Genomic DNA, 20,749 nt, shown 5'->3' with positions numbered 1-20,749 from the left:
CTAACCATGTTTTCAATCACAAGCTGAAAACTTACTAACTAATTCATCTTACCTATATCGTTTTTAAAATTTATTTAAGAATTTGAGCTGTTCTACTTTGCTTAAAATTCTTTTTTCCCTCATCCAGGAACTTCACGAATTTTTCGACATCCAAATCATAAGCTGTAGGTTCTGTTAAATCATTCCCTTTTGCATCTAACAAACAGTAATAAGGCTGTGCATTTACATTGTATTTACGGATTTGTAAATCGGCATTTTGTTTTCCCAATGTCTTCTTTTTCTTGCCATCGTATTCAGATACGTACCAATCTTCTTTTGGCAATTTTGTTTTGTCATCTACATAAAGAGCAACTACAATAAAGTCCTCCTGTAATCTTTTTAAAACCTGAGGATCTGACCATACATTGGATTCCATCTCACGACAGTTTACACAACCATGTCCTGTAAAATCGATAAATAATGGTTTGTTCTCTTTTTTTGATGCAGCCAATGCTTCTTCATAATCGAAATAACCATACAATCCATGCGGAAGGTGCAAGAAATCCGCATATTTTGCCTCATGTACTCTTTTTTGCACCGAACTACCACCCGAATTCGCTCTTACAATCTGATTTATATCGAAATCGTGAGTTGCTTGAGGAGGAGTAAATCCGGATAGCATTTTTAAAGGAGCTCCAAACATTCCCGGAATCATATACACAACAAATGAGAATGAAGCGATGGCTAACATTAATCGTGGTACACTTACGGTTTTAACCGGACTATCGTGAGAGAACATTAGTTTTCCTAATAGATAAAGTCCCAATAATGTGAAGATCACAATCCAAATTGCCAGATATACTTCTCTATCCAGAATACCCCAATGGTAGGTCTGGTCGGCAACACTTAAGAATTTTAAACCCAATGCCAACTCCAGGAATCCTAATACAACTTTTACCGAGTTTAACCAACCACCCGACTTAGGAAGATTGTTTAACCATCCCGGGAAGATTGCAAACAAGGTAAATGGCAGAGCAAACGCCAATGAGAATCCTAACATTCCGATAATTGGCATCAATACTTCTCCTCCGGCTGAAGCTACCAGGATTGATCCTACAATTGGACCAGTACATGAGAATGAAACCAACACCAAGGTGAAAGCCATAAAAAATGAGCCCATAAAACCACCTTTGTCTTCATTTGCAACAGATTTGTTTACCATCCAGCTTGGCATTGTAATTTCAAACATTCCAAAGAATGAGAAAGCAAATACAACGAAGATGACAAAGAATAATATATTAGGAAACCAATGTGTACTTAAAAAATTAGCAAAATCAGGTCCCATGACCACTGCCAATATTGTACCAACAACTGTATAAATTGCGATGATAGAAAAACCATAAAAGAATGCATTCATTCTACCTTTAGCCTTATTGCCACCTCCACTGTGCATGAAATAACTAACTGTCATTGGAATCATTGGAAATACACATGGAGTAACAATTGCAATTAATCCACCAAGAAAGGCTGCAATAAAAATTGCCCAAAGCCCTTTAGTATCACCTTTGGCTTTATTGTCAGAACTGGAAATTGGCGCAATTGCAGTTTTTTCATCAGTATTACCAAGTTGTAAACTAAACTCATCATCTCCCATCACACACTGTCCGGTAACATCTGAACAGGTTTGATATTCGAAAGTCCCCTTTACTTTTAATGGCAATTCTTTCACTTTAATACTTTGACGCATCTCTCCTTCATTTTCGAAGTAACTTACATCACCTTCCCAGATTTTATCGTAATGTTTGTGTGCATTCATTGGTTTTACTTCACCTATTCTTTCGTAACTTGAGTTAGCCTGGAAATCGAAAGTAATTACTATGGGTCCCAATTCAGGATCGAAATCGTTGGAATAAACATGCCAGTCTTTATCAATTGTTACTTTAAAAACAAGATCTATTTGATCACCGACTTTAACATCTTTCTTTGAGAATTCAACTTTCCATTTGGCTGGTTCAATTACCTGTCCAAAAGATAGTCCGCTAAACACCATTAATAAAATGGCAAGGATTGTACTTTTACCTCTCATTTTTCAGTCTTTTTATTTATTGGAAACGTCCCTATTATTACGAGTCCAACTTGTTGGGTTGATTTAGTTTGATTTTTTTAGGTTTTAACCTTTGCCTTATAGACAAGCAAAAAGAAGAATAGGGTGAAAAGAAAATGGAAAATTCTTACTAATATTTGTTCAGGATAAGGCATTTACAATGCTAATTATTATCATTTATCTTATTATTTTGTTTATCATGATAAGACTAAACAATCTGATAACCTACAATCAATACTTTTTAATACAATCTAGATTAGATAAAAATTGATCTTGAAATTAAATTTATTTTTTTGTCATTTTTCTCTTAATTAAGTGCTGATTGATAGCAATAAGATCTGCATTATTCAAAACAAGCAAAAAGAAACCCCTCAGTATTTAACTGAGGGGTTCTTACATTTCAATTACCTGAACCATTCAGGAATAAGATGTCACCTTGTCCAAACCAAGTTTCATTTTATATCATAGTAAGAAATGAAGCAAAGAAATTCACTATTGTAAAATGTTAGTTAGGATAATTGAATTCAAATTCATCATCACCCATTACACATTGTCCACTTTTGTCTGAACATGTCTGAAAATCAAATGTTCCTTCGATATGTAAGGGCAAACTTTTCACTTTTATTTTTTGACGCATTTCAGCAGTATTCTCGAAATAACTTACATCGCCTTCCCAAATTTTGTCGTAATGCTTTACTGCATTCATTGGTTTTACTTTACCAATTCTCACATAACTTGCATCCTCTTCAAAGTCAAATTCTATTAATATTGGTCCCAATTCTGGGTCAAAATCGTTAGAATACAAATGCCAGCTTTTATCAATTGTAGCTTTAAAAATAATTTCAATCTCATCACCCACCTTAATCTCTTTCTTCGACAATTCAGAATTCCACTTTGCTGGTTTTAATATTTGAGCAAATGAAACTGTACTTCCCAATAATAAAAGAGCAAACAACACGGTAATCTTACTTTTCATACGTTTATAATTTTAGTTTACAGCTATTTAAGCCAATAATTGAGCCATATCCAGAATATCATGATAATTCAACTTATATGTCTATACTATAAAGACAAGTTAATTGCACTTTAGGGTGAAAACATGCATCATATTTATTTAAAAAATCGGTTTATTTTGAAAAATAATTTTGTAATCCCTTAATTGTTGTAGAAAGTTCCTTGCCAATTGCCTTGTAGGTTTTAGTTTTAGGAGCACCTTTATTAACCTTGAAATAACACTCCAAACTTAACTTACATTTATTTTTACCCGAAGGTTTTATGTAGTAATTCACCACATAGTACTCTACCGGGTATTGAGAATCTTCTGATCTAAAACAAATTCGTTTACTCGATTTTGCAAAAACAGTAATCTCTTCTCCTCGTTCGGTTCCATCTGTCATTTTTACCAAACGGTATGCTTCATAACCATCTCCTTCTTTTTCTACCGATTGAACCAATTCTGAATTGTATTCATTTACTTTATCCAATACAGAAATTAATTTCCAAACTTCATCAGGAGTGGCGTTAATAACACCTTCTCTTTGAAGTGTCGGTGGCACTTTTGTAGCTGCGGTCATGGCACTCTGTGCTACAGATGTGCCAATATTTATAGACAATAGAGCCACTACTAAAATCAAATATTTTTTCATATTTTAAATTTATTCTGTGAAAAGTCCCAACCACCAAGAGGTAATTGGGACTTCCCCTTTTAATATTTTAATTGAACAATCTTTAAAAGCTTATTTTTCAAATAATTCTTTCAAAACCTCAGACATCTTTTCTCCTCTTAAGTTCTTAGCCACTATCTTACCTTCTTTATCCAATAAAATAATAAAAGGAATTCCCGAAAATTGATACTCTTTCATAATGTCTTTTCCTGCATTAGGAGCACACACTTGTGCCCAAGGCATTTTCTCCTTGCGCATTGCTTTCATCCAGGCATTCTTGCTCTTATCCAAAGAAACGCTTAACATTTCCAAGCCTTTATCATGATACTTTTCGTACTCTTCTTTTAAATGAGGGATCTCCTGACGACAAGGACCACACCATGATGCCCAAAAATCAATAATTACATACTTTCCACGAAAATCCTTTGGTCCGTAATTCTTATCTCCCTTTTTAGTTGGAAATGAGAAATCAGGAGCTACTTTTCCTACCTGCATTTTCTCTTTTGCAGCCTTGGCTTCAGCTAGTGCTTTCTTATAATCTAACAATGGCTGATAATTTGGATTTTTCGCTTCCAGAGTTTTTAATATTTTCTCTTTTAGCTCTTTATCACTCTCTTTTCTTAATGAACTTAATACAGTAATAATTGAATTACGATCGGCATAATGCTCAGCAACATAACGCATGTAGGCGTCGCTTTGTACATAGTTTCTGTTATACCCCTCAGCAGCACTTTCTTTCCAATCTTTACTGTCTGATAATGAAGCCTGATACATAATTTTTCCGGCTGCAATCATGCCTTGGTAAGAGCGATAATAATTGAAATTTAACAAGTTCATTACTTCATTATTCTTACCTCCATTAATGTAAACAAATGGTGGGTTTTTAATTTTTATTTTCGCCGTATCCTGTCCTCGAAAATCGATTTCAAGATCCTCATCTTCTGCCCAGAATTGAACCGATTGCCATTTTTGACAATCCAAAGTATAAACACCCGGCTTATCAACTTTCATTTTAAACTCATAGTTGTTATCAGCATTTAGTTCTACCGAATCGATAATTTGCTTATCAAAACCAGATCGTTTGATAATCTGCATTTTAAAAGTATTATCTGGAAACTTCACATTCCCTTTAATTGTGATTACATTATTTGCTGGCTGTTGTACACAGCTAAATAACAATACACTAATTAGTGCGATTAATATTGTTCTCATCTTTTTAATTATATAATGTTTATTGAATAATTTCTTTAAAAATTTAATCAGGCTCTTATTGCCTTAATAACACTACAATAAATCTGCAGTTTGAAGTCTCCTATTTCTTCTTCGCTGGTTTCATTCCACCCATTTTAAATGCAGGAATAGAAATTATTTTAGTACCAGCTTTCTCAGCAGCCATATCTGCTTTTTCGGATTCCAACTTTGCAGTTTTTGCATCTTCGGCATTTCCCACAAGTTCAAGCAAATTTGCCTTGGTTGCGAAATATCCAGATTTGTGTTCTACTCTCTCTTCATTTTCTGCAGCATAAGTTGCCCATCGAAGCGCTCTTTCCAACATTTCTTTATCTTTTGACGCTTTAGCAATCATTGCTGCTGCTGAATCATAATAAGCGAACTCTTTTTCGTAGTTCTTTAACAAGGCAAAATCCATTGCTGCATCAATAACGCTAGCAAACTTACTCCAATCGTTCTGTCTGGAATATTCATTCTTAAGCGCAAGTGCTATCAACTCCTTGTTTCTAGAAAAATCTGCAGCTTGTAAATCCTGAATCATTCCGTCAAATCCAGCTTTATCGTATTCTCTTCCATTGCCTGGATAGAAATAGGCAAAGGATTCTATTTTCTTACTATAGGTGTTGTATATCTTCTCATCAATCTCCTTTTCTCCAAGCATTTTGGCAAATTGATCTCTGTTTTTAACTACAAATCGAAATTCATCAGTTAGAGGGTTCTTCATGAAATATTTAATGATGTTCCAATTTTCCTTCTTCAATAAATCTTCTTTAGGAAGACTTGATATGTACTTATTGGCTTTTCGGGATTCTTCCTTAGAAAGATTCGCCAATCGCAAAGCACGTAAATACGAAAACATAAATTCACCATTGCGTTTGCCATCAGCATAAGCCTTTTTCAAAGCGGCAAAATTCTTATCCTCGGTCTGTGCATCCTTTATGTAATTGATAAATTCATCCGCTCCATAAGCTCCAACCACTCTATGAATAACTTCTCCTTCAACATTAATTACAAGGAAAGTAGGATAAGCATTAATCTTCCAGCCTGGCTTTAGATCGGGACCTTCTCCTTTTTCCATATCAATTTTAAAATTGACAAAATTTTCGTTGAAATAGTCAGCTACATGATCTTGAGTAAAGACGTCTTTTGCCATCATTTTACATGGTCCACACCAGGAGGTATAGCAGTCAACAAATATCAGCTTCTTTTCTTTCTTTGCCTTTTTTAGCACTTTTTTCCAAGCGGTATGCTCAAATTCAACAGACCAATTCTGCGCATTTACATTACCCTCAATACAAATGCCAATAAGTACAAATGCTACTAACTTGATTATTCTATTCATTTGGTTCTTTGGTTATATCAGTTAATTATCCCTATTAATCAATGATTATTGATCTTTTCGAACTGTGTTTAATTGCTTTTGTAAGTTCTTGAATACGTTGATGTATCCTTCACTTAAACCTTCAATCTTTATTCCCAATTCGCACCATTTAGCAGCTTCTTTTCTTAACTCAATATCGCTAACAGCTCTATCAATTGGTAATGCATAATTGTACAAGGACATAGCTCCTTTATCAATCACATTCGCCTTTAAATATTTTGATATTGAGGCAATGTAGACTGACCAGTTTCCCGTAGTTCTTGCCGTACTTATTTCAGAATAAGCCAGAATTCTATTTTTATTCTTAAGCGCATTCTTATTCAGTTCAGCGATAAAATTTTCTTTTCGATTCTGATTCAAACTATATTTCCCATCCTCTTGTTTGTCACACAAACCGTTTCCCTCTCTTAAAAAGGTGAAGTAAACCTTATCTTCAATTGCCTTTTCTCCATATGCGTCCACAAACTTTTTCTTATTGGATAACAGATATTGGAAAGCGTCATTATGAATACTATGAACGTACTTATTTAAGACATCCCAATTTTGCTTTTCCACTAAAGCGTTCTTGTTTATTTTTTTGAAATAACGCTCAACTACATTAGTAAGAATTGATTTTTCTCCAGCCGTCTCCAACTTTTTTATGTATTCAAAAACAAAGTCTGCATCCGACACTCCTTTTTCCTGATATCTTTTATGAAATGCAGATAAGGAATGTGTTCCATTTGCTTCCTTGGCGAAACTTAAAAATTCAGCTTTAGACATTGCTCCCACCAGTTTGTGAACAATATTTTCGTCTGCATCAATTATTAGTAATGTTGGGTATGCATTTATGCCAAATTTGCTTTTTAAGGCAATACCTGGTTCCTTTTCCATATCCAGCTTTACATTCACAAATTTTTGATTGAAATAATCACCAACTTCCTGATCTGTAAATACAGTTTTAGCCATCATTTTGCACGGACCACACCAAGTAGTGTAACAATCTACAAAGATGAGTTTATCCTGTGTTTTTGCTTCTTCCAAAATTTCACTCCAACTGTTACGATTGAAAGAAATACCTGTTTTATTGTCTTCTTTTGAAGATGCTTTTGCTATTGCACTATTCGAAACAACAAATAGTAACAAAAGCAAAACTGTTGTCAGTTTTGTATACATTTCTATTTTAATTTGAGAATATAATGGAGTACCATTAGGAAGTGCTGCAGAAAAAACCCACAGACACTTCTTAACAATAAAACTTGAGTGTAAAAAGTTTGAATTAAATTTGAATCCTATTTATCGAAGATGTAGTCTTACAAATATCCTGGATTTTGCACCAAGCTTCCTTTGGTAATTTCAATCTCGCTTTTTGGAATTGGAAGTACATATTTGTTTTCAGGAAGTTCTTTATACTTCAATTTTCTTCCTGTACGAATCAAATCATAACGATGAAGTCCTTCAAAGCACAATTCCAGCTCTCTTTCGAGCAAAATTCGATCAATTAAATCGTTGGCATTTGTAAAATCAGAAGTTATATAGTTTGTAAAACCATCATCTGCCCTGCTTGCAATCGCATTTAGTAAATCAACAGATTCCTGGTTCACTCCTGATGTATGAGCCAAAGCTTCAGCTCTCGTCAGATACATTTCCGATAAACGAATCATTGGAATGTTATCTCTCCCATCGCTGTTATTAAATTTTGCAGTAGTCAACTTAGAAGGGTTATAACCTTCGGTATATGCTTTCCAAAGTAACTTGGTTTTTCTTTGATCTGTATCCGTATATTTGGAAATAAAATCATCTGCTACGTATTGAGAAGATTTATGGTAATAGGAATAAAAATGAGTTCCAAACTGATGATCACCATTATTGTAGGTCAATGGAATTGCATAAATATACTCTCTATCCAAAGAAACATCGTAACCACTACTCGTTGGAAATACAGCTTTCAAATCACTATTTAAATGATAATTTCCATTTCCTATTAAGAATGCGGCTTCACTAGCAGCTTGATCATAATCACCCATGTATAAATACACTCTGGAAAGTAAGGCGTGGACACTTCCTTTTGTAGCACGTGCACGAGTTTCCAAGTCATCCTCATAAGCCTCTAATAAATCAGGAAGAGCTTCAGTTAAATCTTTAATGATTTGATTGTAGGTTTCCTGTATCGTAGAACGAGTTAAGGCATTAGCTGCATTGTATTTAGTTCCTTCATAAGGCTCCAATTGCAATGGCAAACCCAAACCACTCATTTTTCCAGTTAATGCTCCATCACCATATAGTTTTTGAAGCACTAAATAATTGTAAGCTCTTAAAAACTTAGCTTCAGCAACGTGTTGCTTTATAGCTTCCTCTCTATAAGTTCCCAATTTAGGAGCAGATTCTATAATTACATTCGCTACATTTATTGCAGCATAAGTATTCTCCCAGGTACCAGCTACAAAATAAGTATCGTCTGTAGGAATATCTCCTGAATTTATAAGATTAAAGTACGAATTTGTTGTCACTAACAAATCTGTTGTAAAATCACCAAATGTATATGCTGTACTGTTATTTGCTTCGTAAGTTTTGTTGTAAACATCCATTAAGGCAGACTCCGCAGAACTCTCAGATTGAAACACTTCTGTTTCAACCGTTGTATCTTCAGGTGCCAAATCCAATTGTTTATCACAAGCCGAAAGTATGCAAATAAAAGCTACAAGTATCAATACGTATCTATTGTGTTTTCTCTCTTTCATTTGTTCCATTTTTAAAGCCCAATTTTAACTCCTATCTGAATTGATTTCTGCTGTGGAATCGTTAACTCATCGTTACCAGCGTATGTAGCAGAAGATCCGAATGCACTAACTTCAGGATCAGGACCACTATAGTTTGTCCAAGTAATTAAATTAGATCCTTTTAAGTATACGGCTAAGCTTCTTAAACCAAACTTTCTGATTTGCTCTGGATTAAAGCGGTAAGTTAGCGAAATATTCTTCAATCTAATAAATGACCCATCTTCCAGGAAGCGATCTGATTCCCTACTAACAGTGTAATCGGTATAACCACCGCCATATCCTGATTTGATAATTGAGGTGTTATTCTTCTTAGGAATATCAGTTTTATGTCCTGCAATAATCCACTCATTTAAAATATCGCGACTCAAATTACGGTATCTTTGATCTGTATAAGTTAACAGCTCAGCTCTTGTCCCATTCATTATTTTTCCTCCATAAGAAAAAGCAAACATTGTGTTTAGCTCAAAATTCTTATAGGAAAAAACATTGGTAATACCACCTGTGAATTCCGGTAAACGATCTCCCATAACCATTTTATTATCAGTTGTGGCATTGCCCTCAACTGAAGCTGGTGGTGTATTGGAAATAGTTCCGTCGGCATATTTCCATAAAGGATTACCCGTTAAAGGATCTACCGAATGCCAATCGTATAAAAACCAAGCAGTAGCAGATTCGCCTACCTGATAAAAGGCATATCCTGTTTCCGCACCTCCTGGTTTATATGAACCATCTAAATTCAAATTGGTTACCTCATTGGTATTTTTTGCAATATTTAAATTCGTACTCCACTTAAATTCCTTGTTTATATTCAAGGTACTCAAGGAGAATTCAATTCCTTTATTGGTCATATCTACCAAGTTTTGTTGCTGACCTGAATACCCAGAATACAATGGTACTGCAGACTGAATTAACATATCAACACTCTTCTTGTTATAATAATCGAACGTGAATTGTACTTTATCACCAAATAGAGTTACATCCAACCCTAAATCAAAAGTTTTGGTTCGTTCCCATTTCAAATCAGGATTACTTGGCTGATCAACTTCTAAAATATTAGTTGTTCCATACTTAGATGCATACTGTTTCAAAACGTACTGCCCTTGATGACCATAGTATCCTCCTGATCCTGAAATACCACTGTATCCAAGACTTGCTCTTAACTTTGCATCGGTTAACCATGTGTATGCTTCAAGAAATTGCTCTTTGGAAAATCTCCATCCTAAAGAGAACGAAGGGAATCCTACGTATCTTTCATTCTTGTTAAAACGAGATGAACCATCTACACGATAGGTAACTCCAGCCATATATTTATCCAACCAACGATAATTCATTCTTGCAAAAAAGGACATCATTGCCCACTCTTTTCTTACCGCATCGTATACACTCGAATTATCAGCTTGACTAATACTTAGTACATCATTAGTAGGAAATCCCGTTCCACCTATTCTTGTAATATCTTCATCAGATGTTTCGAAACTTTGACCTATGACACCATTGAAAACATGTTCACCATACTCCTTATAAATTGAAGCTGTATTATTAAAGACATACTTCATATTTTGCACGTTAGTTTGATTGGCATCACCTTCTTTATCAATCTGCTCGTAGGCCATGTTTCTATTATAGGCCTTTGAAACCATCATATCAATACCAAATTCTGAACGCAAGGTTAACCATGGCAAGGCTTTGTATTCTGCATACAAATTACCAATCAATCTACGATCTCTAACATAGTTGATATCCTCTTTAGCCTTTGCAATTGGGTTAAAACGGTCATTTTGCTTGTTCTCTACAAAATTATAATTTCCCTCTTCGTCTTTCACAGCAATACTAGGGTCTGCAATAATAGAATTTCGATATACCTGTGCAGAGTTCAATGAATTATTGTCAGTATACGAGAAGGTTAGGTTATTACCAAATCTAAATTTTTCGCTTGATTTATATTCGTAATTTATCCTTGCTGTATACCTCTTAAAATCATTATTGATAATGTAAGAGTCCATATCAAGATAGGACAGAGATAAAAAATAGGTGCTTTTATCTGTTCCTGCAGAAACTGTTGCAGATACATTATTGGTAATAGCTGTTCTGGTTGCCTTATCGAACCAATCTGTATTAATTCCTTTTGGTTTATTCAATCCGGCTTCAAAACCATTGTAAAAATCTACATACTCATCACCATTTAAAACATCTGGTACACCAACAGGTTCAGCTACTAAAGTTGAAATATTTAAATTGACTTTTGGCTGTCCTTTTTTACCTTTTTTGGTTGTAATTAAAATTACACCTGCCGCACCTCGAGAGCCGTATATTGCTGTTGCATAAGCATCCTTTAAAATTTCGATAGAGGCAATATCGTCCATGTTCAAATTAGAAAGTGGATTTCTCTCAAATTCCGAATTTGCTCCAATTTGACCAGATGCACTATTACCTCCGATTCCGACCATTGGTACACTTCCTTCAGCAAAAGAGGTTTTTGAAAATCCACCTGCTCCATAAACAGGTACACCATCGATAATAAAAAGAGGATTATTATCTGCAGCTAAAGATGTAATTCCACGGATCGTAATCGCCGTAGCACTTCCTGGTGTTCCACTACTTGAATTAATTTGAACACCTGCAACTTGTCCAGCTAACGCATTATCAATACTTAAAGCAGGTTGTTCCAAAGCTTCTACATTAATTGAAGTTACCGCACCCGTTAGGTCTCGACGTTCTTGCACTCCGTAACCAATCACCGCTATTTCAGTTAAGGATACATTATCCGTATCCAATGTAAGATGATAATGATTCTCTTCTGTAACCTTAATTTCTTTTGAAGTAAAACCAATGGATGAAATAAGTAATATATCACCTAGATTGGCATGAATCGTAAAGTTACCGTCAAAATCAACGGCTGCACCATTTGTGGTTCCTTTCACGATTACAGTTGCCCCAACAATAGGGGTTTGATCTGAACTGCACAATACAGTTCCTGTTATATGTTTTGTCTTTAATTCTTGTTGTTTATAGGTTTGTGCTTGAACACTAAAGCTCAGCATCAAGACTATAAACGACAAGAACCTGACTAATATCTTGTTCATATTCATGAATTTTACTACATGTCAAATGAGTATCACCGTTGATATTTATCGGGTTTAACTCGAAAAATTTAAACATTCATCATTATGTAATTTCTAATTATCTGCCAATAATCAGACATGATTCGATGAATTATAGATGAGAGTCTCAACAAAATTGAGACTCTCGTTCTTATTTAATTTAGAACACCTTTCCAAGAATCAGTCAATGCTTTTGCGTTATTATCAGCATCAACTCCATTACCACCAAAAATGTGAACCATATTATTCTCAACAGTTATTGCTTGTCCATATCTCTTTGCAAAACCTGCAGGTAAAGCTCCATTTGACATTTCATTCCATGAAAGACCACCATCTTCAGAAACCCACATATCATTGTAAAGAACATCTACTGTAGTAGTTGTTTCCCCTTCAGTTACTTCTTCGTTACTTAATCCTGCAACAACAAAAATTCTATCGTTATAAACAAAACAAGAGAAACCTGCACGCTCTGAGAATGGAGTCGTTACATCTAACTTAGTCCAGGTTACACCATCTGCAGATTTGTAAATATCATTGTAATAAGTGTATGGAAATCCTGATCTACCACCTATTAGATAAAGCTCATCCTTGTAAACAATTAGCTTACCGTCTGCTCTAGGTGTAAATTCAGCACCAAAGTCAGCTTCAAGATTGGTCCAGGTTGCACCTCCATCAGTCGATTTCCATGCATCAGCAATTGGCTGCTGTAATGCACCATAAGCAACAGAATATCCACCAGTTAAATATAAATCACCATTCATATTAACAACCGAAGCATTTCCTCGTACTGTAAATGTTTGCTCTGCAGCTGCACCTTCGTTCACCTTTGTCCAGGTTTCACCATCTTCAGATGACCAAACTGTATTATTACCAGCTCCATTACCCGTTTCACCCCAAACTTCATAGTCAGAAGGAGTATAACCACCTAGCAACAATTGCTTATCGCCATGTTTAACTGCAGCAGCTCCTAATCCCATACCATACTCCTTGAAAATATTGGTATTTACTTCAGAAAAATCCGATCCATCGGTTGAAGAAAAGATACCATAAGTATGACCTCCAATACCGGAAGCTCCTTTTTTACCTCCCATAATAAAATACTTTCCATCAATTGCATATCCAACAACTGACGTATAATCTGGGAAATTCGCATCAGGTGATAAGTTTGACCATGCGGTAATGTCTGTTGCAACATTAACCTTTACAGTATAACTTACTTGGTTTGATCCGTTTTCGGCTACCACTTTATAAACTATTTCACTAGAGAAGTCCATAGCTGTGGCTCCACTTACTTGTTCAACATCACCTATTAATACAGTTGATTGTGGTACAGATGAAAATACAGGAGTTAAAGAAGATGCATCAAATCCATAAGGAAGAGCAATCTCATTTGTTATTACATTATCTCCACCAATGGTAAATTCATAACCAGCAAGAGCTTCGTCGGTAAATCCAAAGCTTAATAGTCCTGTTAAATCACTTAATTTTTCATCATCGCTGCACGAACTTAGTGCGCCACTACATACAATGGCAAACATTAGCAATGCTGCACTCCAAGAGTTTCTAAAAACTTTCATAAAATTTTAATTTTAGGTTATTAATTGAGTTAATTCAAAACATGTTTTTTGATCGGTTCATTTTTCATCGGATAATTATTCTATTATCTGATTATATAAATCAACCTCTCTTACACTTTTAATTATCACTTAAATAGCGATACATTATCTAAATTTTAGAGGTATGTTTCTTCCCCAATTACCAATCGTATGATTGATATTATTTTAAATTCAGACCATTGTTTTGTAACTAATTAATGAAAGGATTACTCTGCCCTGCCAGACATAGTAACATCTTCATTTACTACATTCTTTTTTAATTATTTACTTGACAATTTCTTTTTAAAAACCAATTCTTAAACCCAAGCTAAATGTTTTTGCCTGGGGCATCGTTATCTCATCATATCCTGATAAGAGCGATGAAACACCAAAGGCACTTACCTCAGGATCCAGACCTGAATAGTTAGTGATAGTGAACAGATTTGTTGCTTGAGCGTACAGTTTGATTCGCTCAAGCTTTAAACTCTTCACTAGTTTCATCGGAAAATGATAAGCCAACACAAGTCTTTTTAGTCTTATAAAAGACGCATCCTCATAAAACCTTGTACTTGTTCGGCTGGTGGTATAATTGTTCTGGTTGGTAATGGAAGTATTAAACAAAGCCGGCCGACTGTTTACTTCTCCTTCACTTTTCCAGTATTTTGCAACATTTACAGATAAATTATTCACATCGGTTGTGGTATAGGTATTTAAAATAGCCGATGTTCCATTCATCAGTTTTTTCCCTTTCACAAAGGTCAAAAATGCACTCAACTCAATTCCTTTAAATGAAAACACATTACTTATTCCACCCGAATACTTAGGCATTCCTGAACCAAATGCTTTTCTATCTTCCAATTTTGTCGGAGGAGTTTCTCTAATACTTCCATCGGCATAGCGCCATAATGGATTTCCATTTACTGGATTTACACCTTTCCAATCATATAAGAAAAATTGAGCTGCTTCTTTTCCTTCTTCAAAATACTTGTATGCCTGATCAGCTTCCCAAACTTCGTAACCTGTTTGATTTATCTCCAATACTTCATTTCGATTGTAAGCCGCTGTTAAAAACAAATCCCATGTAAATTCATTGTTTACAATTCTTGAATCAAGAGTCATCTCAATCCCCGTATTCTTCATTGATCCCACATTAACCCATTGTTTTGAGTAACCTGAAACGGCAGGAACATCGGTGAATAACAATAAATTATTTACTTTTTTCGAATAGTAATCAAGCGAAAGATTCACTGTATTCTTCAACAAACTAAAATCAACACCTAGATCAAAATTTTTCGTTTTTTCCCAGGACAAATTAAGGTTTGTACCATTAGCTTCAGTCAAAATATTCTTCTTCCCATAGGTTAAATTATATTCTTGAGTTTCATAAGTTCTCAATGCTCCGTAGGTATATGTTGATTGTTCTACTCCAGAATATCCAAAACTTGCTCTAAACTTTAAATTGTTTAAGAGCCACTCATTAGCATTTTTTATTGCTAGCCAACCTAAAGAAAATGCGGGGAAAATTTGATATCTATTGTCATTGCTAAAACGAGAAGAACCATCAACTCGATAACTAATACCGGTAAATAACCTTTGCTTGTAATTGTAGTTCACTCGCCCAAACCATGATGCTAATGCATATTTTCTTTTATCAGTTTTGTAATCAACCAAATCAAACCCATTTCGATTCGTAAGCTTATATGAACTTTCGTAATTCAATTGCTCCTCTTTTTGTCTTGATTCTTCGAAACTTTGCCCCAATACAAATTTAAATGCATGATCACCATATGTTTTGCTACCCGTAAGAGTATTTGTTACTACGAATTTCCTAGAATATCCATCTGTTTCAATTGTCAATCTTTCATCATTCGAATTGCTATTTCTATAGGAAGAAATTGCATCCGTCTCGATAAAATTAACTCCTAAATCCAATCGATAAAACAACCAATTTGTTACTTGTAAATCAGTATATACATTAGCTATAATATAATTATCCAATACTTCACCCTTATCGTTTAATGCCATGGCCAATGGATTCTCGGAATAATTACCATAAGGATTAGTAGAAGTAGAAAAATTATAATCTCCTTCCTCATCATATATTGCAACATTAGGTGCTTTTAGAATAGCATCACGATAAATTTTTGGTGCTAATAAGCAATTGTTCTTCTCGGAAGTCATGGATATATTCGAACCTATTTTAAATCGATTGTTAATACTTTGTTGAAAGTTAAATCTTCCTGTATATCGTTTAAAATCTGAACCAACTATATATGCTTCCTGATTTAAATGAGAGAAACTAAAATATAGAAAACCATTGTGTTTTTTATTTTGAATTGAAAGAGCAAGTTTATTGCTATTTGCATTTCGTACTACCTTATTGTACCAATTGGTATTTATATCATCAGGAAAAACAACTTCGCTATTTTTTAATTGACTATAGTAATTACTGTAAAAATTAGCGTACTGCTGACCATTCATTAAATCAGGTTTATTTACAGGAACAGAAACACCGGTTTCCATCAATAAATTTACCTTTAACCCAAACTTATGAACGTGTTTTGTATTGATTAAAATTACTCCTGCAGCACCTCTCGAGCCATATATCGAAGTTGAATAGGCATCTTTCAGTACACTTATGGATTCGATGTCTTCTGTATTCAGCATATTTAATCCATTCTTCTGAAAATAACTACTTTCCCGAAGATCATTATAAACGTAATTGTCAAATAATCCGAAGGCAGGATCACCTGAACCCGACTGAAATGTAATTTGGCTCAGCCCCTCCTCGGTATTAAACAATGGAACTCCATCTACAACAATTAAAGGACTATTGGCATCGGGTTGCAAAGAAGTTACACCTCTTATGGCAATGGTAGAAGCACTACCAGGCACACCAGAACTTTTTTGAAACCACAATCCACTAGCTGTTCCTGCTAATGTTTCATCCAAATCATTTGGAACCTCTCCCGTCATTGAATTGGTAACTGAACTCATCGCTCCAATTTGTTCCTCTTTAGTTTCTTCGCCATATCCAATAACATTTACTTCACGAAGATTTACCACATCAGTGCTTAAGCGAATGTCTTCTATCATCTTAAGACCTACAATAATTTCCACTTCGCTAAAACCAATAGCGGAAAAAACGATAGTATCGCCAACAAAACAGTTCAGGTTATAGTATCCATCTTTATCACTAGCAGTACCTCTAAGTTTATTTTTTATCCTTACCGATGCACCAACAATTGGCAAACCATCTTCATTGCAAAGCACACGTCCCATCATAATTTTCTGCATCCTGATAATTTTGGTCGCTTCAATTTTATTTGAAGCTTTCAATTTCGTCATTGGAACTTTCGTTCCAGATTCTTTAATTATGATTTTATCACGATATAAAGTAAAAGTAAAACCTATTGGACTTAGAACTATACTCAATAATTCTTCTAAAGAAAGATTTCCATTATCAGGTATTCTTACATCAATACCTTTTATTTTATCAGGATTATAAACGAATGACAGGTTTGACTGCACTTCAATTTCTTGAAAAAAAGCTTCAATGGTCGTACTTTTCCCCATTGAACTTAGCGAAATTGGTGTTGATTGAGAATAGGATTGGAAAGAAATTAAAACAAGAAAAAGACTCAAAAATATCCCCATCAATACCTTCCATCCGTTATTAACAACAGATGTTTTGCAAACATTTGAAATTTTGTTTGCGTTGAATCGATATTTTTTCCTAATTTTGTCGTACATAATGCTAGTTGAAGCAATTGCGTTTGTTTCAATTAGTTGTTTACTTGACAAGTAAATTTACTACATGTGAGTCAAAATACCGAAGAGCTGCCATTCTTTGGTATTTTTTTTGAATGTTATCTAGGATTCCTCCCTTATTTTAGAATTCATCTTTCTTTCCTATAAAGACCAAATCATTCTCCATTTTATAAGAAAATTCACTAGTCATTTCCAGAATCTTCATGATTTCTTCCAATTCCTCATTCTCAAAATCAGCCGTAATTTTTAAATCTTCCAGACTGCCATCAGTAAGTTTAAAATTCACGCCATACATTCTATATAGAGTTTTTGTTATTTCTAAAAGTGACGTATTATTAAAGATCAATTTATTTTTCATCCATGCCACATCGTATTGATTATCTACATTAAACTGATCGAATTCTTCACTTTCATGATTAATAACACCTTTCTGCCCTGGCACTAAAAACATACTTTCCTGATCTTTTTCCCAGATGCCATGCGTATGTTTAAAGGATACTTTTCCAGTTAATACAGATGTTTCCATCAATTTATCTTCAGGATAAGCTTTGATATTGAAAGATGTTCCCAATACTTTTACTTCTGCGCCATCCAAACCAATAACAAAAGGTTTTTTCACATTTCTTGCTACATCAAAAAAAGCTTCTCCTTCTAGAAAAATATTTCTTTCATCGCCAGATAGTTCCTTTTTATATTTTACACGACTATCACCATTCATGAATACGTGGCTACCATCGACAAGCAAGATCTCTTTCTGCATTCCTGCTTCACAATCACTCACTTCATATCCCAAAGTATTCAAAGTTGAAAAAGGCTCATTAATCTGATACCATGCCAAAGTACCCACTGATATCGCAACAATTACAGAGGCTGCCATTCTGTACCAACTGCGTACAAATAATCTTTTCACCTCTTTTTCAACTATTGGCTCATCAGCTTTTATTTTAGCTTTCACGCGATTTAACACACGCGATTTATCATTAGGCGAACTTTGCAATTCCAGGCTCTCCCAATTTTGTTTTAAATCATCAAATAACAATTTATTTTCTACTGAAGATTCAAGCCATCCCCTTAATTGGCCCATCTCATCCTCTGAGATTTCTCCAGCAAAATATTTTGCTATTAATTGATTCATTGTATTCATTTCCGTCATTGTATTCTAGTAGTTCAATTTTAAGACCAATTATTTTTAATCTTCCACTAAAGGAAAAGTGAAAAAATTTATTTTTTTTTCACTTTTCCTTTATATCCGATCATTTCTGCCAGTTTTTTAATAGCAATTCCCATTTGTGTATCTACCGTATTTACTGACACTTTAAGCTTTTCTGCTACTTCTCTGTACTTCATTCCTTCAAAACGTATCATTAAGAAGATTTCTTTACATTTTGGTGGTAAACTTTCAATACTATTGGTGATTTTGTCCTGTAATTCCTTCGCAACAATAAAATCTTCCGCTGTATTCTTCTCACTCACTTTATTTGAAATTGTATCATCAATAGAATCTTTACCAACTTTTTGCTCTTTGCTGATATAATTCAAGGATTGATTTCTTACACTGATGAAAAGATAATTATCCAGATTTTTAACTTCCTGCAATTTTTCTCTGTTTTGCCAAAGTCTATAAAATACATCAGCAACAACTTCTTCAGCAAGATCCTTACTTTTTACGAATACAAAAGATGAAGTTAAAAGCTTGTCGTAATATATATGAAAGAGCTCATCTAAAGCTCGTTCGTCAGAATCTAAAGATAATCTATTGATAAGAACATCAATGTTTTGGGAATGCGTTTTCAATGGTTTAGGTTTCTTAGGTAGTTAATTATAGGTTTGTCAAAGATGCAAAAAAACTTATAAAGTGAAAATTAGTTCGCAAATTGACATCGCTTCCAAAGTTTGAAAGTGCAATTCTTAGCTCCTAAAAGAAATGCGAAAAAAGACTCCATAAATTATTCAAAATCTACCTTTACAACTGTAGATTGAGCCAACGATTGACAGGCAAGAATGTAGTTCTGTTTTTTATCATTTAAACTTAATGCCATTGACGATTTCATTTCTACCTTTCCATTCGTCAATTTAGTCTTACAGGTACCGCAAATACCATTCTGACAAGAGAATGGCACGGGCGCACCAACTCTTTTTAAACCTTGCAATATCGTTTCATTTTCACTTAAAACTACATTATAATTTTGATTTCGAATAATTGCATTAAGTTCAATATTTCCAGCTGACTGTACATCTTTATACTCAACTCCTTCAGCAGAGAAATATTCGTATTGAATTAATTTAGAGGGAATTCCCAATTCGCTTAATGTCTCAAAAACCATTTGATTCATTCCTCCTGGTCCGCAAATATAAAATTCACTTTTCACTATTTCTGTTCGGTGTTCATTGATAAATTCCGCAACCATATCATCATTAATTCTTCCTCTGTTTACATCTTCCTGAATTAATGAAGTATCTAAAAATCTCTTGGATAAAGAATGCGTGACATGTAATCGCTCTGGATACTCTTTTTTCCATTTATTAATTTCATCGTAAAAGATAATATCCGTAATATTTCTATTTCCATAAAGCAATTTTATCTTGCTTCTCGTTTCTCTTAAAAGAATGGTCTTGATCATAGAAAAGACAGGTGTAATTCCACTGCCCGCAACAAAAAAATAATGCGTCTTACAACAATTTTTAATTGGTAGAATTGTAAAATTTCCCTCAGGACTCGACACCTCAAGTCTATCGCCAACTTTAAGATTTTGAGCAATATGATTTGAAACTAAACCTTCACCTTTTATTTTTGCAGTAATCTGATAGTTAGCTTTTTCGTATGGTGAATTGTGAAGAGAATACATTCTTTTCTCCTCTCTTCCATCAATAATAAATCGAATACTTAAATGTTGTCCTGCTTTAAATTCAAAAACTTTAAGTAATTCGTCCGGAATTTTAAAACTTAATGTTGTTGCTTCTTGTATTGGTTTTTCAATGCTTGTAATTTGTATAGGATAAAAAATTTGTTCCATAGCTCATTAAATTTATTCCGTTATTATCTATCAAATTCAGTTATTCACTCACTCCTATTAATTTAACACAATTATTTGACAGTAAATGAATTGAATTGCATATATATATTTAGATGATCCCAAGGAGAATATCAATAAGATTACTAAACAT

Annotated in this window: 13 protein-coding genes; all 13 read right to left on the bottom strand. The window is 34.2% G+C overall.

Annotated features, from left to right (window positions below):
- Nucleotides 1-70 precede the first annotated feature (70 nt).
- The gene (locus GCQ56_RS05025; protein ID WP_152733276.1) at nucleotides 71-2,065 is read right to left on the bottom strand and encodes a thioredoxin family protein; all 1,995 of its coding nucleotides are present in this window, start codon (nucleotides 2,063-2,065) and stop codon (nucleotides 71-73) included.
- A 523-nt stretch (nucleotides 2,066-2,588) separates the two neighbouring features.
- The gene (locus GCQ56_RS05020) at nucleotides 2,589-3,059 is read right to left on the bottom strand and encodes a protein-disulfide reductase DsbD domain-containing protein (RefSeq protein ID WP_152733275.1); all 471 of its coding nucleotides are present in this window, start codon (nucleotides 3,057-3,059) and stop codon (nucleotides 2,589-2,591) included.
- Between the two features lie 151 nt (nucleotides 3,060-3,210).
- A complete protein-coding gene (locus tag GCQ56_RS05015) occupies nucleotides 3,211-3,729 on the bottom strand; it encodes an SRPBCC family protein (RefSeq protein WP_152733274.1) in 519 nt (172 codons plus the stop codon).
- 90 nt (nucleotides 3,730-3,819) lie between these two features.
- On the bottom strand, nucleotides 3,820-4,959 hold the full coding sequence (locus GCQ56_RS05010; RefSeq protein WP_152733273.1) for a TlpA disulfide reductase family protein: 1,140 nt from the start codon (nucleotides 4,957-4,959) through the stop codon (nucleotides 3,820-3,822).
- A gap of 100 nt (nucleotides 4,960-5,059) precedes the next feature.
- Nucleotides 5,060-6,319: a thioredoxin family protein gene (locus tag GCQ56_RS05005; protein WP_152733272.1), complete on the bottom strand. Its 1,260-nt coding sequence runs from the start codon at nucleotides 6,317-6,319 to the stop codon at nucleotides 5,060-5,062.
- A gap of 45 nt (nucleotides 6,320-6,364) precedes the next feature.
- Nucleotides 6,365-7,513, bottom strand: coding sequence for a thioredoxin domain-containing protein (locus GCQ56_RS05000; protein ID WP_152733271.1), 1,149 nt, complete (start codon nucleotides 7,511-7,513; stop codon nucleotides 6,365-6,367).
- Between the two features lie 137 nt (nucleotides 7,514-7,650).
- Nucleotides 7,651-9,078 (bottom strand): RagB/SusD family nutrient uptake outer membrane protein, encoded by a 1,428-nt coding sequence (locus GCQ56_RS04995; protein ID WP_193323715.1) that lies wholly within the window; start codon nucleotides 9,076-9,078, stop codon nucleotides 7,651-7,653.
- Nucleotides 9,079-9,089: 11 nt separating this feature from the next.
- Complete coding sequence (locus GCQ56_RS04990) at nucleotides 9,090-12,200, bottom strand: TonB-dependent receptor (RefSeq protein ID WP_193323714.1); 3,111 nt, start codon at nucleotides 12,198-12,200, stop codon at nucleotides 9,090-9,092.
- Nucleotides 12,201-12,373: 173 nt separating this feature from the next.
- Nucleotides 12,374-13,795, bottom strand: coding sequence for a DUF6242 domain-containing protein (locus GCQ56_RS04985; protein WP_152733268.1), 1,422 nt, complete (start codon nucleotides 13,793-13,795; stop codon nucleotides 12,374-12,376).
- Between the two features lie 321 nt (nucleotides 13,796-14,116).
- The gene (locus tag GCQ56_RS04980; protein ID WP_152733267.1) at nucleotides 14,117-17,566 is read right to left on the bottom strand and encodes a SusC/RagA family TonB-linked outer membrane protein; all 3,450 of its coding nucleotides are present in this window, start codon (nucleotides 17,564-17,566) and stop codon (nucleotides 14,117-14,119) included.
- A gap of 139 nt (nucleotides 17,567-17,705) precedes the next feature.
- Entirely contained in the window at nucleotides 17,706-18,719 is a 1,014-nt protein-coding gene (locus GCQ56_RS04975) for a FecR family protein (RefSeq protein ID WP_193323713.1), read from the bottom strand.
- 86 nt (nucleotides 18,720-18,805) lie between these two features.
- The gene (locus GCQ56_RS04970) at nucleotides 18,806-19,378 is read right to left on the bottom strand and encodes an RNA polymerase sigma-70 factor (protein WP_152733265.1); all 573 of its coding nucleotides are present in this window, start codon (nucleotides 19,376-19,378) and stop codon (nucleotides 18,806-18,808) included.
- A 152-nt stretch (nucleotides 19,379-19,530) separates the two neighbouring features.
- Nucleotides 19,531-20,598 carry a 2Fe-2S iron-sulfur cluster-binding protein gene (locus tag GCQ56_RS04965; RefSeq protein WP_152733264.1) on the bottom strand — a complete coding sequence of 356 codons (1,068 nt, stop codon included), beginning with the start codon at nucleotides 20,596-20,598 and terminating at the stop codon, nucleotides 19,531-19,533.
- Nucleotides 20,599-20,749 lie beyond the last annotated feature (151 nt).

Origin of the sequence: Marinifilum sp. N1E240 (genome assembly GCF_009295825.1) — a bacterium.
Lineage (GTDB): Bacteria > Bacteroidota > Bacteroidia > Bacteroidales > Marinifilaceae > Marinifilum_A > Marinifilum_A sediminis.
Note: the sequence above shows the minus strand (reverse complement) of the source record. Positions and strands in the feature narration are given on the sequence as shown.

Coding starts and splice junctions, on each gene's coding strand:
- GCQ56_RS05025 (WP_152733276.1), bottom strand. CDS start 2,065: ATGAGAGGTAAAAGTACAATCCTTGCCATTTTATTAATGGTGTTTAGC.
- GCQ56_RS05020 (WP_152733275.1), bottom strand. CDS start 3,059: ATGAAAAGTAAGATTACCGTGTTGTTTGCTCTTTTATTATTGGGAAGT.
- GCQ56_RS05015 (WP_152733274.1), bottom strand. CDS start 3,729: ATGAAAAAATATTTGATTTTAGTAGTGGCTCTATTGTCTATAAATATT.
- GCQ56_RS05010 (WP_152733273.1), bottom strand. CDS start 4,959: ATGAGAACAATATTAATCGCACTAATTAGTGTATTGTTATTTAGCTGT.
- GCQ56_RS05005 (WP_152733272.1), bottom strand. CDS start 6,319: ATGAATAGAATAATCAAGTTAGTAGCATTTGTACTTATTGGCATTTGT.
- GCQ56_RS05000 (WP_152733271.1), bottom strand. CDS start 7,513: ATGTATACAAAACTGACAACAGTTTTGCTTTTGTTACTATTTGTTGTT.
- GCQ56_RS04995 (WP_193323715.1), bottom strand. CDS start 9,078: ATGAAAGAGAGAAAACACAATAGATACGTATTGATACTTGTAGCTTTT.
- GCQ56_RS04990 (WP_193323714.1), bottom strand. CDS start 12,200: ATGAACAAGATATTAGTCAGGTTCTTGTCGTTTATAGTCTTGATGCTG.
- GCQ56_RS04985 (WP_152733268.1), bottom strand. CDS start 13,795: ATGAAAGTTTTTAGAAACTCTTGGAGTGCAGCATTGCTAATGTTTGCC.
- GCQ56_RS04980 (WP_152733267.1), bottom strand. CDS start 17,566: ATGTACGACAAAATTAGGAAAAAATATCGATTCAACGCAAACAAAATT.
- GCQ56_RS04975 (WP_193323713.1), bottom strand. CDS start 18,719: ATGAATCAATTAATAGCAAAATATTTTGCTGGAGAAATCTCAGAGGAT.
- GCQ56_RS04965 (WP_152733264.1), bottom strand. CDS start 20,598: ATGGAACAAATTTTTTATCCTATACAAATTACAAGCATTGAAAAACCA.